General features: G+C 66.1%; 14 protein-coding genes and 1 riboswitch. Of the genes, 8 read left to right on the forward strand and 6 right to left on the reverse strand.

What is annotated here, in order from left to right; genetic code table 11:
* The first annotated feature begins 78 nt into the window (after positions 1-78).
* On the forward strand, positions 79-1419 hold the full coding sequence (hisS, locus tag CXR00_RS08135) for a histidine--tRNA ligase (RefSeq protein ID WP_104054028.1): 1341 nt from the start codon (positions 79-81) through the stop codon (positions 1417-1419).
* Here hisS and CXR00_RS08140 read toward each other — a convergent pair.
* Together CXR00_RS08140 and CXR00_RS08145 are read right to left on the reverse strand one after the other, a co-directional pair.
* On the reverse strand, positions 1416-2165 hold the full coding sequence (locus CXR00_RS08140) for a response regulator transcription factor (protein ID WP_104054029.1): 750 nt from the start codon (positions 2163-2165) through the stop codon (positions 1416-1418). The two genes, hisS and CXR00_RS08140, sit on opposite strands and share 4 nt — an antisense overlap.
* Positions 2162-3487: a histidine kinase gene (locus CXR00_RS08145; RefSeq protein WP_104054030.1), complete on the reverse strand. Its 1326-nt coding sequence runs from the start codon at positions 3485-3487 to the stop codon at positions 2162-2164. Before CXR00_RS08145 ends, CXR00_RS08140 begins: the two co-directional genes overlap by 4 nt.
* 135 nt (positions 3488-3622) lie before the next feature.
* Between CXR00_RS08145 and CXR00_RS08150 the strand changes: the two genes are divergently transcribed.
* Together CXR00_RS08150 and CXR00_RS08155 are read left to right on the forward strand one after the other, a co-directional pair.
* Positions 3623-4198, forward strand: a complete 576-nt coding sequence (locus tag CXR00_RS08150; protein WP_104054031.1) for a hypothetical protein — start codon at positions 3623-3625, stop codon at positions 4196-4198.
* 39 nt (positions 4199-4237) lie between these two features.
* A complete protein-coding gene (locus tag CXR00_RS08155) occupies positions 4238-5251 on the forward strand; it encodes an adenosine deaminase (protein ID WP_104054032.1) in 1014 nt (337 codons plus the stop codon).
* Between the two features lie 6 nt (positions 5252-5257).
* On the opposite strand, the gene CXR00_RS08160 is transcribed toward CXR00_RS08155, so the two are convergent.
* Complete coding sequence (locus CXR00_RS08160; protein ID WP_104054033.1) at positions 5258-6562, reverse strand: APC family permease; 1305 nt, start codon at positions 6560-6562, stop codon at positions 5258-5260.
* Positions 6563-6728: 166 nt separating this feature from the next.
* On the opposite strand from CXR00_RS08160, the gene aspS reads away from it, so the two are divergent.
* Positions 6729-8525, forward strand: coding sequence for an aspartate--tRNA ligase (gene aspS / locus CXR00_RS08165; RefSeq protein ID WP_104054034.1), 1797 nt, complete (start codon positions 6729-6731; stop codon positions 8523-8525).
* Positions 8526-8635: 110 nt separating this feature from the next.
* Here aspS and CXR00_RS08170 read toward each other — a convergent pair whose 3' ends face one another.
* Positions 8636-9256 (reverse strand): hypothetical protein, encoded by a 621-nt coding sequence (locus CXR00_RS08170; RefSeq protein WP_104054035.1) that lies wholly within the window; start codon positions 9254-9256, stop codon positions 8636-8638.
* A gap of 220 nt (positions 9257-9476) precedes the next feature.
* Entirely contained in the window at positions 9477-9983 is a 507-nt protein-coding gene (locus CXR00_RS08175) for a flavin reductase family protein (protein WP_104054036.1), read from the reverse strand.
* Positions 9984-10037: 54 nt separating this feature from the next.
* A riboswitch (SAM riboswitch) is annotated at positions 10038-10155 on the reverse strand.
* 104 nt (positions 10156-10259) lie between these two features.
* Between CXR00_RS08175 and CXR00_RS08180 the strand changes: the two genes are divergently transcribed.
* Positions 10260-11096 carry a PhzF family phenazine biosynthesis protein gene (locus tag CXR00_RS08180; protein WP_104054037.1) on the forward strand — a complete coding sequence of 279 codons (837 nt, stop codon included), beginning with the start codon at positions 10260-10262 and terminating at the stop codon, positions 11094-11096.
* A 10-nt stretch (positions 11097-11106) separates the two neighbouring features.
* Positions 11107-12210 carry a nitronate monooxygenase gene (locus CXR00_RS08185; protein ID WP_104054038.1) on the forward strand — a complete coding sequence of 368 codons (1104 nt, stop codon included), beginning with the start codon at positions 11107-11109 and terminating at the stop codon, positions 12208-12210.
* 43 nt (positions 12211-12253) lie between these two features.
* Here the strand turns inward: CXR00_RS08185 and CXR00_RS08190 are convergent, their stop codons facing one another.
* Positions 12254-12889, reverse strand: a complete 636-nt coding sequence (locus tag CXR00_RS08190) for an acVLRF1 family peptidyl-tRNA hydrolase (RefSeq protein ID WP_104054039.1) — start codon at positions 12887-12889, stop codon at positions 12254-12256.
* 96 nt (positions 12890-12985) lie between these two features.
* On the opposite strand from CXR00_RS08190, the gene CXR00_RS08195 reads away from it, so the two are divergent.
* On the forward strand, positions 12986-14395 hold the full coding sequence (locus CXR00_RS08195; protein WP_258060333.1) for a replication-associated recombination protein A: 1410 nt from the start codon (positions 12986-12988) through the stop codon (positions 14393-14395).
* Positions 14396-14668: 273 nt separating this feature from the next.
* Complete coding sequence (gene rpsD / locus CXR00_RS08200) at positions 14669-15295, forward strand: 30S ribosomal protein S4 (RefSeq protein ID WP_104054795.1); 627 nt, start codon at positions 14669-14671, stop codon at positions 15293-15295.
* Positions 15296-15310 lie beyond the last annotated feature (15 nt).

The raw sequence follows: 15310 nt of genomic DNA on the forward strand, positions 1-15310 counted from the left end.
CCGCACATAGTTTAGGCATGCCGTCAGGCGATTTCCCTGCAGCAGACCGCCCATATCCCCAGAAGGAGCTCGCCCCGCATGGCACGCAAGGCCTCACTGTCAGGTTTCCCCGAATGGCTGCCGCAGGAGCGTCTGGTTGAACTCCATGTGCTGGACGTCCTGCGGCGCACCTTTGAACTGCACGGTTTCACCAATATTGAGACGCGGGCGGTGGAAACCGTGGGACAGCTGCTGCGCAAGGGCGAAATCGACAAGGAAGTCTACGCGCTGAGCCGGCTGCAGGCCGATGAAGGTGAATCCTCCGGCAAGGAGGACCCCAACCAGCTGGCGCTCCACTTTGACCTGACCGTCCCCTTCGCCCGCTACGTGGTGGAAAACGCCGGGCACCTGGCATTCCCGTTCCGGCGGTACCAGATTCAGAAGGTTTGGCGCGGAGAGCGCCCGCAGGAGGGCCGCGCCCGCGAATTCACACAGGCGGACATTGACGTGGTGGGCGACGGCGACCTGCCCTTCCGGTACGACGTCGAGCTGGCGCTGGTCATCGCCGAGGCGCTGGGTGCGCTGCCCATCCCGGACTTCCTGATCCGGGTGAACAACCGCAAGCTGGCCGAGGGCTTCTACCGGGGAATCGGGCTGGAGGACACCGCCGGGGTGCTGCGCAGCATCGACAAGCTGGAAAAGATCGGTGCCGCACGGGTTGCGGAGCTGCTGCAGGAAGAACTCGGTGCCACAGCTGAGCAGGCCGACGCCGCCCTGAAGCTGGCATCCATCCGCACCGGGGACATGTCCTTCGTGGACCAGGTCCGCGCCCTCGGCGTAACCAATGAGCTGCTCGAAGAAGGTTTGGACGAGCTGTCCCAGGTCATCGCCGAAGCCGTCAAGCGTGCTCCGGGACGCGTGGTGGCGGACCTGAGCATTGCCCGGGGCCTGGACTATTACACAGGCACCGTCTACGAAACCGTCCTGGTGGGACACGAGTCCCTGGGCTCAATCTGCTCCGGCGGACGTTACGATGCCCTGGCCTCCAAGGGAAACCGGAAGTTCCCCGGCGTCGGGCTCTCCATTGGCGTGACCCGCCTGGTGATGCGCATCCTGAGCCAGGAGTTTGCCGCAGCGAACCGCAGTGTTCCCACCGCCGTCCTGGTGGCCCTGACCAATGACGAGTCCTGGTCCGCCGCGCAGGACATCGCCGGAAACCTGCGGGCCCGCGGCATCCCCGTGGAAGTGGCAGCCAAGGCGGAGAAGTTCGGCAAGCAGATCAAATATGCGGACCGCCGCGGCATCCCGTTTGTCTGGTTCACGTCCGAGGACGGCAGCCATGAGGTCAAGGACATCCGTTCCGGCGAACAGGTCCCCGCCGATCCGCAGACCTGGACACCGCCGGCCGAGGACCTGTTTGTCCAGGTAACCCCCGCCTAGGGTCCCTGGTGTCCGCGTCCGCCGGCCCATTCCGGGCTCGCGGCCGTCTCCCTATGGTTGGCGGTCTCCCCGTATTTGGCTGTCTCGCGGTACGCGATGGCGGCCTGTACGCGGGAGGCCACACCGAGCTTGGCCAGTACCCGGGAGACGTGGGTCTTCACCGTGGTTTCGGCAATGCCCAGCCGTCGGGTGATCTGCTGGTTGGACAGTCCCTCGCCCAGGCAGGCCAGGACCACTTCCTCGCGGGCGGTCAGCGGCTCGGTCAGCCGCCCCGGGGCCGGTGCCGGTAAGCCGGGAACAGCTGCCGGGGGCTGTCCCTGTACAAACGCCGCAATCACCGTGCGGGTAACCGCGGGGGAGAGGACGCTGTCGCCGTCGGCCACACTGGCGACCGCACGGACCAGTTCAGCCGGCTCCACCGACTTCAGCAGGAACCCTGCAGCGCCGGCCCGCAGGGCTGCGTGCACGTAGTCGTCAATGTCGAAGGTGGTCAGCACCAGCACGGCGGACAGCGCCTGGCCGGTGATCTCAGCGGTCGCCGCTATGCCGTCCATTCCCGGCATGCGCAGGTCCATGAGAACGACGTCGGGGCGCAGTGCCCGCGCCATCCGCACCGCCGCCGCGCCGTCGGCGGCCTCGCCCACCACCGTAAAGCCGCCCAGTGACTCCAGGATCATGCGCAGACCGGCGCGGATGGCTGAGTGGTCATCCGCCAGCAGGACGGTAACCGGGTTATTTACGCTCAATGGATCTCCTGGGTCAGGGGCCGGGCCCGGCTTTCCACCGGCAGCTGCGCCTGCACCAGCCATTCGGCGCCGTTTTTCTCTGTTTCGGTCATTCCCGCACTGAAACTGCCCTCGAGCTGCCCGGCACGAAGCGACATGTTCCGCAGTCCGGCGCCGTTGCCGGCGCGGCAGGGATCGGCAGCGGCTGCCTCCTTCGACGACGCGTCCTCTTGAGCCGCATCAGCCGGTGACATATCCGCCGGTGACACATCCGCAGGGGGCAGGGCGTTGCGGATACTAATGTCCAGGAACCCGCCGGCCTCCCGTACCCGGACGGTGACAGGACAACCGGGAGCGTGCCGGACGGCGTTGGAAAGTGCCTCCTGAACGATCCGGTAACAGGTGCTGCCCACAAGCACCGGGACTTTGAGGTCCGGCGCCAGGTCCAGTTCCACCGGGTTGCCGGACAGCCGGGCCGAGGCAGCCAGCGCCGCCAGCTGGTCCAGTCCGCCGGCCGCCGTATCCGCCGCCGGGGAGCCCGGTCCGCCGTCGGCCTCAAGCAGGTCGATCAGGGACCGCATTTCCTGCAGTGCCTGCACGCTTTCCGTGCGCACCTGGGCGAGCACACGGCGGTCCACATCAGGGTTGCCGGCGGCCAGGGCGGCAGCCGATTGCAGCGCCACGGCGGAAAGGTGTCCGGCAATCGCATCATGGAGTTCACGGGCCATGGCGCTGCGCTCCGCGGCGACAGCCACCCGAAGGTTCAGTTCAGCCAGTTCTTCGGTGCGCTCGGCACGCAGGCGCTCGGTCTCCGCCCGCTGCCGTTCCTGTTCCGCGCGGTCGCTTTGCCGCCGGACAGAACCGGCCCACCAAAGCGGAATGAGGCAGATGAGTACGGCCTGAAGCAGCCCGAAAAGAACCGCCGGCCAGCCCCCGTAGCTCAACCCCACCAGCACCGGCAGGATCACGACGCCAGCCACCGCCGCAGTTTGTACGCCCCGGCTGACGCGCGGCGAGCCAAAGAGGATGCCGGCGTAGAAGAGTTCAAACAACAGCAGATAGGTGATGATGCCGCCGCCCAGCAGGATGCTGGCTACAACGGCGGTGCCGGTAATTGCCAGCATCGCCGGGACGCTTCGCCGGCGGAACACCAGACCGGTACACCCGAGCAGCAGGACCGGCGCCCAGGCCCAGCCCGGAACGCGGGGCAGCGGCGGCAGCAGGTCCGCGCCGTTGATGCCAATGAACACAAGGACGGAGCCGCCCACAAGGTATCCAACGGCAGAGGCGACACCGGACTCCCAGACCCCGTCCAGGGAATAGCGGTTGTTGGGTGCGGGCATGACTCCAGAGTAGCCACCGGGGCGGCCCGCGGCGCCCGCCTGCTGAGGACAATCCTCCGAAAGGATGACGGGCCGCGGATCCGGTGGCACCAAAAGCCGACGACGGCGGCGGGACCTGCGGGTTTAGCTGTAGCCATGGATTTCTTGGTATATCTCATCATCGGCTGTGAAATTGGTTTCTGGGTTCTTCTCGCTGCGGGGCTCTGCACCCGTTATCTGCTGCACCAAAAGCGTCTGGGCCTGGCGCTGCTGGCCTGTGTCCCGCTCCTGGATGTGGTGCTTCTGGCCGCGGCCGGAGCAGACCTGGCGCGGGGCGGCAGCGCCGGGAGCATCCACGGGCTGGCTGCGTTCTATCTGGGCTTCAGTGTGGCGTTTGGCCATACCCTGATCCGCTGGGCCGATGTCCGGTTCGCACACCGGTTCGCCGGCGGTCCGCCCCCGGTCAAACCTGCCAAGGGCACGGCGCCCTACCGGCGCGGCCTCTGGATTGAATACGGACGCGTGCTGATGGCGATGGGCATTGCGGTTGCCGTGCTGCTGGCCATGATCGCGTTCCTGGCAGCCCCCGGCGAGACCGGCGAACTGTGGGCCTGGGTGAAGCGGGCGGGACTGGTGGCCGGAATCTGGCTGGCGGCCGGTCCGGTCTACGGGATGTTCGAACAACCGGCAAAGGTCCTGCCGCCGCAGCCCGGGACGTCGGCCCGGACGTAGGCAGCCGTGCGGGATGCCGGTATCGCCTAGGCTTAAAGCATGTCCATTGCACCAACCGAAGCCCTGCTGCCCTGTGCCGAACTGCACCTGCACATTGAAGGAACCCTGGAACCGGAGCTGATTTTCGAATTGGCTGCCCGGAACGGAATTTCACTTCCCTACGCCGATCTTCAGGAGCTGCGCAGCCGGTATGAGTTCACCGACCTGCAGACCTTCCTGGACCTTTACTACGCCAACATGGAGGTGCTGCGGACCGAAGCGGACTTCGCCGACATGACCCGCGCCTACCTGCGGCGGGCCGCCGCGGCGGGGGTACGGCACGTGGAAATGATGGTTGACCCCCAGGCGCATCTGCTCCGCGGGGTTCCGCTGACGGACTGCATCAACGGAGTGGCGTCAGTCCTGGCCACCAGCCTGGAGGAGTTCGGCATTTCCACCGAACTGATTGCCGCGTTCCTGCGGGACCGGCCGGCCGCCGAAGCGGAAGAGGTCCTGGCGCAGCTGATCGCTTCCAACGCTCCGATCGTGGGCATCGGCCTGGACTCCGCGGAAACCGGCAATCCGCCGGAAGGCTTCGTGGACCTGTACCGGACGGCCCGGGACGCCGGCCTCAAATGCGTGGCCCACGCCGGCGAAGAAGGTCCGTCGCACTACATTGAACAGGCACTGGACTTGCTGCTGGTGGACCGGATCGACCACGGGCTGCGCTGCCTGGACGATCCCGGCTTGGTGGACCGTCTGGTGCGGGACAGGATTCCGCTGACAATCTGCCCGCTGTCCAACGTCCGCCTGCGTTCCGTGGATACCCTCGCCGATCATCCGCTGCCGCAGATGTTGGCGGCAGGCCTGAACGTGTCAGTGAACTCCGACGATCCGGCGTACTTCGGCGGCTACGTGGATGACAATTTCGCTCTGCTGCGGGACACCTTCAACCTGACCGCGGACCAGCTTGCGGAGCTGGCCGTCAATTCCGTGGAGGCATCGTTTGCGCCCTCGGCCCGGCGCGCAGAGCTGCTGGAGATGATTCGCTCTTGGCGTGCGGCGCAGGACTAGCGCCGGTCAGGACGGGGGAGGCGATATTCCGTCCGTCGGGGGCGCAGCCCCGGATCGGCGGAAGGTCAGCCGCACCACCAGTCCAAACACCAGCACGATCAACATCAGCACAATCGCCAGCGGCGGCAGACTCAGCGCTGTGACGAGGGCGCCGGCCAGCCCCGCAAGGTTCACGGCCCGCGGCGTGTACCAGCGCCGGTGCTCCAGCGAATAACCGCACAGATTGGTGATGGCCGCGTGGAGCAGCAGGGCAAAGCAGGCCAGGCCAAGCAACGTGCCCAGACTGATGGTCAATACCAGGACGACGACGGCGGCACCCGCGGCTGCAACCGCCGGCCACGGAACGGAACGCTTCCGGCCGGCGTGTGCAAATACCCGGGGTAGGTCTCCGTCGCCGGCCATCGCGGCAGCGGTGCGGGCGCTTCCTTCCACGAGGACCCAGACCCCGCACAGGCTCGCGGCGCCGGCCGCAATCGCCACGGCACCGGTGCCGATGCCCAGCCCCACCGCAGCCACCGGCTCGCGCAGCGGAGTTACTGATGCCGCCAGGCCTGCCGGGCCCTGAAACCACGTGATGAGGGACAGGGCCACCAGCAGGTACAGGACAAGGGCCACGATGATGGATGCCGGAATGGCCCGGGGCAGGTTGCGTTCCGGTTCGCGGACCCGAAAGCCTCCGGCAGCGAGGCGGGCGTATCCGGCAAACGCAAAAAAGGCGAACGCCGCACCCCGGAGCAACCCGGTGGTCGACTCCGTCTCCTCCAGCACGCCCGGCTGCGGCGGCGGTCCGCCGGCCTCGTTGAAGGCGACCACCACGCCGAAACCCAGCACGCCGATCACGAAAGCCAGCACAAAACGGATGACCCAGGTGCTGCGCTGCAGTCCGAACAAATTGAGGGCAGTCGCCGCCAGCGCCGCTCCCGCGGCTGCGGGGCGGGCCTGATCCGGAACCACATACAAGCCGAAGGTCAGGGCCAGCACGGCGGCCGAAGTCACCAGTGCGCACACCATGGTCCATCCGGTAAAGAATCCCATATATGGCCCCAGCAGGACCCTCGCCGCTGAACGCGCGGTTCCGCCGGCATTGCGGTGACCGCTGATGCGCAGTCCGGCACTGAGCAGGAAGGTTGATGCTGCGGTGCAGTAGGCCACGAGGGCGGCGAGGGCGAGGGAGGCCGCCAGGGCAAATCCGGCAGCGTTCGCGACCGGGGGCAGGACCACAAAAATTCCGCCGCCCACCATGCAGCCGATGCCCACGGTGGTGGCATCAAATCCGCCCAGCGGGAGTTTCGCTCCGGAGCTTCCGGACACGTGCCCCTCCGTTCAGTCGGGCCCGGGCGGTGCTGCGCCCGCACCGGGCTGCGCAGCGGTGCCCTTGGCAGGGAAAGGATGTGAACACCGGTAAACTCATGAAGAGACCTTGTATTCACAATGAGCGGGAACAGTGGTTTCCGCAAGCAATCTTGAAAGGACTGCTGTGCTGCGCACTCATGCCCTTGGTTCCCTGAGGGCCGAGCATATTGGACAGACCGTCACCCTCGCTGGCTGGGTGGCCCGACGCCGGGACCACGGCGGCGTTGCCTTCCTTGACCTCCGTGATGCCTCCGGAGTGGCCCAGGTGGTGGTCCGCGAAGAGGACGTCTTCCACGGACTGCGCAACGAATACGTTCTTCAGATCACCGGCACCGTGCAGAAGCGTCCGGAAGGCAACGAAAACCCCTCACTGGCCACCGGTGAAGTGGAAATCATCGCTGATGATGTGGTGGTCCTGAACACGTCCGACCCGCTGCCGTTCCAGATTGACGAGCACGTGGAGGTTGGTGAGGAAGCCCGCCTGAAGCACCGCTACCTGGACCTGCGCCGTCCCACTCCCGCACGGAACATGCGCCTGCGTTCCGAAGCCAACCGTGTGGCCCGCAACCTCTTGCATGACGAGGGCTACGTGGAAATTGAGACCCCCACGCTGACGCGTTCCACCCCCGAGGGTGCCCGTGACTTCGTGGTTCCCGCACGTCTGGCTCCGGGTTCCTGGTACGCCCTGCCGCAGTCTCCCCAGCTGTTCAAGCAGCTGCTGCAGGTCGGCGGATTCGAAAAGTACTACCAGATTGCCCGCTGCTACCGCGACGAAGACTTCCGTGCGGATCGTCAGCCGGAGTTCACCCAGCTGGACATCGAAGCAAGCTTTGTCGAGGAAGATGACATCATCGCCCTGGGCGAGGCTGTGGTGAAGGCACTGTGGAAGCTGATCGACGTCGACATCACCACGCCGATCCCGCGCATGACCTACGCGGACGCGATGGCCCGCTACGGCTCCGATAAGCCGGACCTGCGTTTCGGCCTGGAACTGACCGAACTCACCGAGTTCTTCAAGGACACCACCTTCCGCGTGTTCCAGGCTCCCTACGTGGGCGCCGTCGTCATGCCCGGCGGAGCCTCGCAGGCACGCCGCACACTCGATGCCTGGCAGGAATGGGCCAAGCAGCGCGGCGCCAAGGGCCTGGCCTATGTGCTGGTGCAGGAAGACGGCACCCTGACCGGTCCCGTTGCCAAGAACCTCACCGACTTTGAGCGCGAAAACCTGGCGGAGAAGGTGGGCGCCAAGCCCGGTGACTGCATCTTCTTCGGCGCAGGTGAAAAGACCGAGGCACGCGCACTCCTCGGCGCAGCGCGTGTGGAGATCGGCCACCGCACCGGCCTGATCAACCCGAATGACTGGGCTTTTGTCTGGGTGGTTGACGCCCCCATGTTCGAGCCGGCTTCCGCTGCCGTTGCCGCGGGCGACGTGGCCGTGGGCGGCGGTGCCTGGACTGCGGTCCACCACGCCTTTACCTCACCGAAGCCCGAGTTCATGGACACCTTCGACACGGATCCCGCATCGGCTCTGGCCTACGCCTATGACATTGTCTGCAACGGCAACGAAATTGGCGGCGGCTCCATCCGTATCCACCAGCGCGATGTGCAGGAGCGCGTCTTCAAGGTCATGGGCCTGTCGCAGGAAGACGCCCAGGAGAAGTTCGGGTTCCTGCTTGAAGGATTCAAGTACGGCGCACCGCCCCACGGCGGCATCGCCTTCGGCTGGGACCGTGTGGTCGCGCTGCTTTCGGGCAGCGAATCCATCCGCGACGTCATTGCCTTCCCGAAGTCCGGCGGCGGCTATGACCCGCTGACCCAGGCTCCGGCTCCGATCACTGCCCAGCAGCGCAAGGAAGCCGGCGTGGACTTCAAGCCGGAAAAGAAGGCTGAAGCCAAGAAGGACGACGCCAAGAAGGACTAGGTCTTTCGCAGGATTCCAGAATGATGAAGGTGCCCGGCCGCTGATGCGGCCGGGCACCTTCATCTTTCGACGCGCCGTTAAATTTGGGTGAATTATTCCGGCAGCCTGTTTTAGCCCGGTGCGGGCGCCATAGTGGGGACCGGCAAATTGTAGACAACAAGCCAGTAATCTCCGTCCGGCCCGTCCACTGTGATGGACGCCGGGGTTTGATCGGGTGTGACGATGTGTTCAAAAGACGTTAGGACCGGCCAATTGCAATTGTTGCTGCTGGAAGCGGTCACTGGGTTTGAATCAGCGTCCCGAACCTCGACGCTGTAGTCCCCGGGCTGGTTACAGGTGAGGTACACGCTGAAGCTGGTCCCCGGTTCCATCGCGGGCAGATCGAAGGTGCTCCTCCCGGTGCCGGGTTCCTCGAGCACGAGGCTGGCGTTGAGAGGGCGCCCCTGGGGATTTTGCTGGAAGTAGCTCTCGAGGCTGATGGGATTGTCCGCCCGGAACAGTGCCAGCATGGCGGGGTCGCTGGGGGCAGGAGGCTCCGTGCTTCCCGGGGGCAGTTCCACGCCGATGCTGCTCCGGCTGGACGAACCGGCTTTGGGGGAGGCCGTGGCGGTCTCCCCGGCTGTGGCTGACGATGTGGCCGGTTTAGAGGAAGCGGCCTCGGGCTCCTCCTGGGCGCTGCATCCTGTCAGCACCAGACCCAGCGCCGCTGCGGGAAGCAGGGCCTTATGCATAAACGGCAAATCCGACGCTCTGCCGGGCCTTGCCTTATTCCGTGATGTTCCATTGGCATTTCTGTTTCTGGTCATCTCCGCTACTTCCTTCCGAAGTAATCCGAAGAACGATAGTGGAGCCGGCTTCGAATGTAAAGGATTGGTAACGGACGGCCGCTGTCATAAACGCGTGGAAACAATTCCCGGCTCCGTATTTCCGGTGCCGACACATTTCTGCCGGTCAGGCGAATTCGGGAACGCCCAGACGGCGAAACGCTGAACCGTGGAATATCAGGGGCTCATGGGCATCGTCGTGTGAGGCATGGCCGTGCACCCGTAGCAGCACCACCTGATGGTCCCCGGCCGGAACCTCATTCTCCACAGAGCACTCAAGCCAGAGGGCGGCCCGGTCCAGGAACAATGATCCGGAGTCATCCGTGTGCAGATCCAGTCCGGTGAAGCGGTTTCCGGCCCTGGACGCAATCTGTTTGCAGACGCCCTCGTGATCGGAACCCAAAATCGACACGCCAATCCGGGCCGAGCCCCGCAGCACCGGCCATGTGCGGGACGTGTTCTGCACGGCAAACATCACCAGCGGCGGATCCATGGAAACGCCCACCGTGAAGGAAGAAGCAACCAGGCCCTGCGGCTCGCCGTCGATGACCGCGCACAGGGCGGCAACGCCGGACGGAAAACGGGAGAACGCCCGGCGCAATGCAGCGGGCTGAAGGTCGGTCAAAAGTGCCATGCTCAAAAGATCCTCTGCCTCAAGCGCCCGGTAACCCGATACGTCGGTAGCGAAGCGCGGTACTTGCCGGGCCGGTTGGAAACCGGGCGGCCGAATCGTCACCTGGAGCACCCCGCTACGGCGAGAGGGTTGCCGTCCAGCCGGCCAGGGCCCGTGGCTGGAACTCTTGATTCTTGCTCCAACGTAGGCCGGGCAGCACCGGGACACAAACCCCCGCCACAGTTCGTAAACTCCGCTTCATAAAAGTCATGGGGATGAAGGGATACAGTGTGAAGAATGAGACAGCGGTGGTTTAAACAGGTGGACGTTTTCGGCAGCGAACCGTATTTGGGCAACCCGCTGGCGGTGGTGCTCGAAGCGGAAGGGCTGACGGATGCTGAGATGGCCTCCTTCGCCCGGTGGACCAACCTTTCCGAGACCACCTTCGTCCTGCCGCCCACTGTGGACGGGGCCGACTACCGGGTCCGGATCTTCACCCCCGGCGGGGAGATTCCCTTCGCCGGACACCCTACGCTGGGCACGTGCCACGCCTGGCTGGAGACCGGGGCCAAGCGCCGGTACCCCGACGTCGTCGTACAGGAATGCGGCATAGGACTCGTGACGCTGCACGCCAATGCCGGGATCGCGGCGTTTGCCGCTCCGCCCCTGCTGCGCTCCGGTGCGCTGGAAGACGATGTCCTGGACCAGGCCCGGCAGGCACTGGGCCTGGAACCGGAGCAAATCCTCGCCTCCAACTGGATCGACAACGGACCCGGCTGGCTGGGACTGCTGCTCCGGGACGCCGCAACTGTCCTGGCGCTGAACCCGAATCCCGTGATCATGGGCAACCTGCGCGTGGGCGTCATTGGCGCGCAGCCGGCGGACGCGGAAACAGACTTTGAAGTGCGCGCCTTCGTACCGGGTCTCGGTATTGCAGAGGATCCGGTCACCGGCAGCCTCAATGCCGGACTCGCCCAGTGGCTGATCGGAGCCTCGCTGGCACCGGAACGCTACGTCGTCACCCAGGGCACTGCCGTCCAGCGCTCCGGCCGGGTCCGGGTCTTCACCCGGGACCGCAAGATCTGGGTGGGCGGATCCACGGTCACCTGCATTGACGGCACCGTCACACTGTAAATCGGGCACCATGTTCACCCTAAACTCGCTCGCCCTTCCGGTTATCGGTGCACCCATGGCCGGGGGGCCTTCCACCCCGGAGCTGGCTGCTGCTGTGGGGGAGACCGGCGGGCTCGGCTTCCTGGCCGCCGGTTACAAGAGCACCGGCACCGTGGCGGACCAGATTACCCAGCTGCGCAGGCTGAGCGGCCGGCCCTTTGGCCTGAACCTCTTCGTTCCGGATGCTGCCAACACCTACCCGGTTGCCGCGCAGGATCAGGCTGCGGGGAAGGCGGAAGCCCGGGCTCGAAAAATCGAAGCGGCCCTGATCTTCCGTGAGCACCTGGTCACAGCAGCAGGACAGGGGCCAGCCGGAACCACGGTCCCCGAACCCGCGATGCCGAACCCCAACGACGACGACGCCTGGCAAGCCAAGCTGGAGCTGGTCCTCCGGGAGCGGGTCCCGGTAGTGTCCTTCACCTTCGGATTGCCGGAACCGGCGGTCTTTGCCGAACTTGCCGCGCAGGGAATCTGCAGCGTGGTGACGGTCACCGATGCCGGCGAGGCGCGCGCGGCGGCAGCTGCCGGAGCGAACATCCTGTGCGTGCAGGGCCCGGAAGCCGGCGGACACCGGGGAACCCTGGACAGCGGGAAGGTGCCGGGGAAGGTCTCCTTAACTGACCTGCTGCAGCAGGTTCGAGAAGCCTGCCCGCTTCCGTTGGTAGCCGCGGGAGGCATTTCCACCCCGGAGGACGCGTCCGCAGCTCTGGCCGCCGGGGCGGGTGCCGTCCAAATGGGAACCCTGCTGCTGCTCAGCGACGAAGCCGGGACCAGCAAGGTGCACCGCGGCGGGTTGATGGATGCCATCCAGGGGCGCAGGGATCCAGGTACGGCGCTGACCCGGGCCTTCTCCGGCCGTCCGGCGAGGGGGCTGATCAATGACTTCATGCGTGCCTATCCGGATGCCCCGGACGCGTACCCGTACATCAATCACGTCACCAGCCCGCTCCGGGCCGCCGCCGCGGCGGCAGGCAATCCGGAAGGAGTCAGCCTGTGGGCCGGAACAGGGTTCCGGCACGCCGCTGAAGCTCCGGCGCAGGTGATTCTCCGCCGCCTGTTCGGGCTGGCCGACTGAGGGCGGTCCCGTCACGGCACGGCCCGGCTCCAGGCCAAGCGCCTTAGGGCACCGTAATTCGGATGAAAACGGAGCAGGCATCCTTAGCAGCCTGAGCCAGCACCGCCAGTTTAGGGTCCTGAACATCGAGCGGACGCAGCCGGGTCAGGTTGCTCCACCGCGCGAAGATCTTCTGCCGCGCCAGCACCTCGGTCAGCACACGGTCTCCGCCGAACACCAGATACTCCGGCGGATGTTCGGTGAAAATTCGGGCGGCCTGCTCGGCTGCGGTCTCCACCAGCGCGTCGGCCTGGTTGGCCCGACGCCGGGCAAAGCGCTGCTGCGACCCGCCACCCGCGGCAGTGCGCGACTGCACATAGCGGTTGCCGGTTTTGGACGCGAGCAGCCGGCCCTCCCGGGCAACACCCGCGGCGTATCCGCCGCGGCGCAGCAGCACAATCCCGAGCGTCCGCGACTGGCCGGCCAATGAGGCCAGGCGTTCGACGTCGTCGGCCCCTCGCCCCGGACGTCCATCGTCAGGCCACGGCGCCAACAGGTCGGCTTCGGTGCCGTTGGCGGTGGACACATGAAGGCCACCGTGCTCGGGGGTGATGTCCAGCGCGCCGGCTCCGGCGGCCAGACGGTCCAGCCAGCCCGGCAGCCGCTGCGCGGAAACGAAGGTGTTGCGTGTGGCAGGCATATCCGGATTCTCCTGGTGAAACTGCCCATGGAAGGCGGACAGCAGCCGGCATCCGCCGGGCAAACTCCTACGCTACGGCACGAGTAGCCTAGTGAGGTGAGTGATTTGTTCAGCAGCGACAGCGACACCTCCGACACGGACGGCGACGGCGCGGGATTCGGTGCCGGCACGGACGACGGCGCCCCCAAGCGTCCGCGCAGCCCGTTGGCGGTGCGGATGCGGCCGCGCACCCTTGATGAAGTAGTGGGCCAGCAGCATCTGCTCGGGCCGGGATCTCCGCTGCGCACTTTGGCTGAGTCCGCCGATGACCGCGGTCCGGCCGGCCCGTCTTCCGTCATGCTGTGGGGTCCTCCCGGAACCGGGAAAACCACCCTGGCCCATGTGGTCGCACGCGGCTCCGGCCGAAAGTTCGTCGAGCTCTCCGCCATCACCGCAGGCGTGAAAGACGTCCGGCGCGTCATGGAAGAGGCCCTCACCAACCGGGACCTGCACCGCATCACCACCGTATTGTTCCTGGACGAGATTCACCGGTTCAACAAGGCCCAGCAGGACGCGCTGCTGCCCGGGGTGGAAAACCGCTGGGTGGTCCTCGTGGCGGCCACCACGGAGAACCCCTCCTTCTCCGTCGTGTCGCCCCTGCTGTCCCGGTCCCTGCTCCTAACCCTGAAACCGCTCACCGAAGAGGACATTGCCGCACTGCTGCTGCGGGCCGTGACGGATGAGCGGGGCCTGGCCGGACGGGTCCGCCTCAGCGACGAAGCCCTGGAGCATCTGGTGCGCCTGGCTGCCGGGGACGCCCGCCGCGGACTGACCGCGCTGGAAGCTGCCGCCGGCGTCGCCTACTCCGAACGCACCGAGGGTGAGGACGTCCCCGAGGTCACCCTGAGCGACGCAGAGAAAGCACTGGATGTGGCGGCCCTGCGCTATGACCGTGCCGGGGACCAGCACTATGACGTCACCAGTGCCTTCATCAAATCCCTGCGCGGCTCCGATGTGGACGCCGCCCTGCACTACCTGGCCAAGATGCTGGAAGCGGGGGAGGACCCGCGCTTTATTTCACGCCGGCTGATGATTTCCGCGGCCGAAGACGTGGGCATGGCGGATCCCACCGCGCTGCAGACCGCCGTCGCCGCCGCCCAGGCAGTGCAGATGATCGGCATGCCGGAGGGCCGGATCATCCTGGCCGAAGCCGTGGTGCACATTGCCACCGCACCCAAATCCAATGCCGCGTACAACGGGATCAACGCCGCCATAGCCGACGTGCGAGCCGGCCGGGGACAGGGCATCCCGGCGCATCTGCGGGACGCGCACTACCCGGGCGCAAAGCAGCTCGGGCACGGCAAAGGCTACATTTACTCCCACGACGAACCGCACGGCGTAGCCCGGCAGCAGTACCCGCCGGATGACCTGGTGGGCCGGAACTACTACGAGCCGACGGCCAACGGTGTTGAACGCGACATTGCGGCCCGGCTGGATCGGCTGCGGGGCATCGTTCGCGGAAAGTAAAAACGGCGGCCGCAGGCTTCGGCTGGCCGGGCCGGGGAACGGTGCGTCCGCGTCTCCGTGCTAGCATTGATGGTTGACTGGCAAGTGCGACGCCGAACCCCCTTTCCGCTTTTACCGGCGGAAAGTTGTGCCCGGCGCCGTGTCTGTAGCAGAAGGCAGCGGTTGGCCCGAGCTCTCCCTAATGGAGGCCAGTACTTACGTATCAGTCATCTCGGTATCCCGGTGCAAACCAGGGCTGCGGTGGCCAAACCGCCAAAACAGTGAAAGGTGAACGTGGCTAACAACACACGTGCACGCCGTCAGGCCCGCGCTTCGCGCGCCCTCGGCATTGCTTTGACCCCCAAGGCAGCCAAGTACTTCGAGCGTCGTCCTTACCCCCCGGGTGAGCACGGCCGCGCACGCCGCAAGCAGGACAGCGACTACGCTGTACGTCTGCGCGAAAAGCAGCGTCTGCGCGCCCAGTACGGCATCCGCGAAGCACAGATGACCCGTGTCTTCGAGGAAGCCCGCCGCACCGCCGGTCTGACCGGTGAAAACCTGATCGAGCTGCTCGAGATGCGTCTTGACGCCCTCGTGCTGCGCGCCGGCTTTGCCCGCACGATCGCCCAGGCCCGCCAGCTTGTTGTGCACCGCCACATCATGGTTGACGGCGCCCGCGTGGACCGCCCGTCGTTCCGCGTTTCCGAAGGCCAGCTCATCCATGTGCACCAGCGCAGCGAGACCATGACGCCGTTCCAGGTTGCCGCTGCCGGCGCCCACCGCGACGTCCTGCCCGCCGTTCCGGGTTACCTGGATGTTTCCTTGGACAAGCTGCAGGCACGCCTCGTGCGTCGCCCGAAGCGCTCGGAAGTTCCCGTGACCTGCGAAGAGCAGCTCGTCGTGGAATACTACGCACGCTAATTTCGAGTCTTCTCG

It is taken from the genome of Arthrobacter sp. 9E16, assembly GCF_002929435.1.
In the GTDB taxonomy this organism is placed as follows: Bacteria; Actinomycetota; Actinomycetes; order Actinomycetales; family Micrococcaceae; genus Arthrobacter_B; species Arthrobacter_B sunyaminii.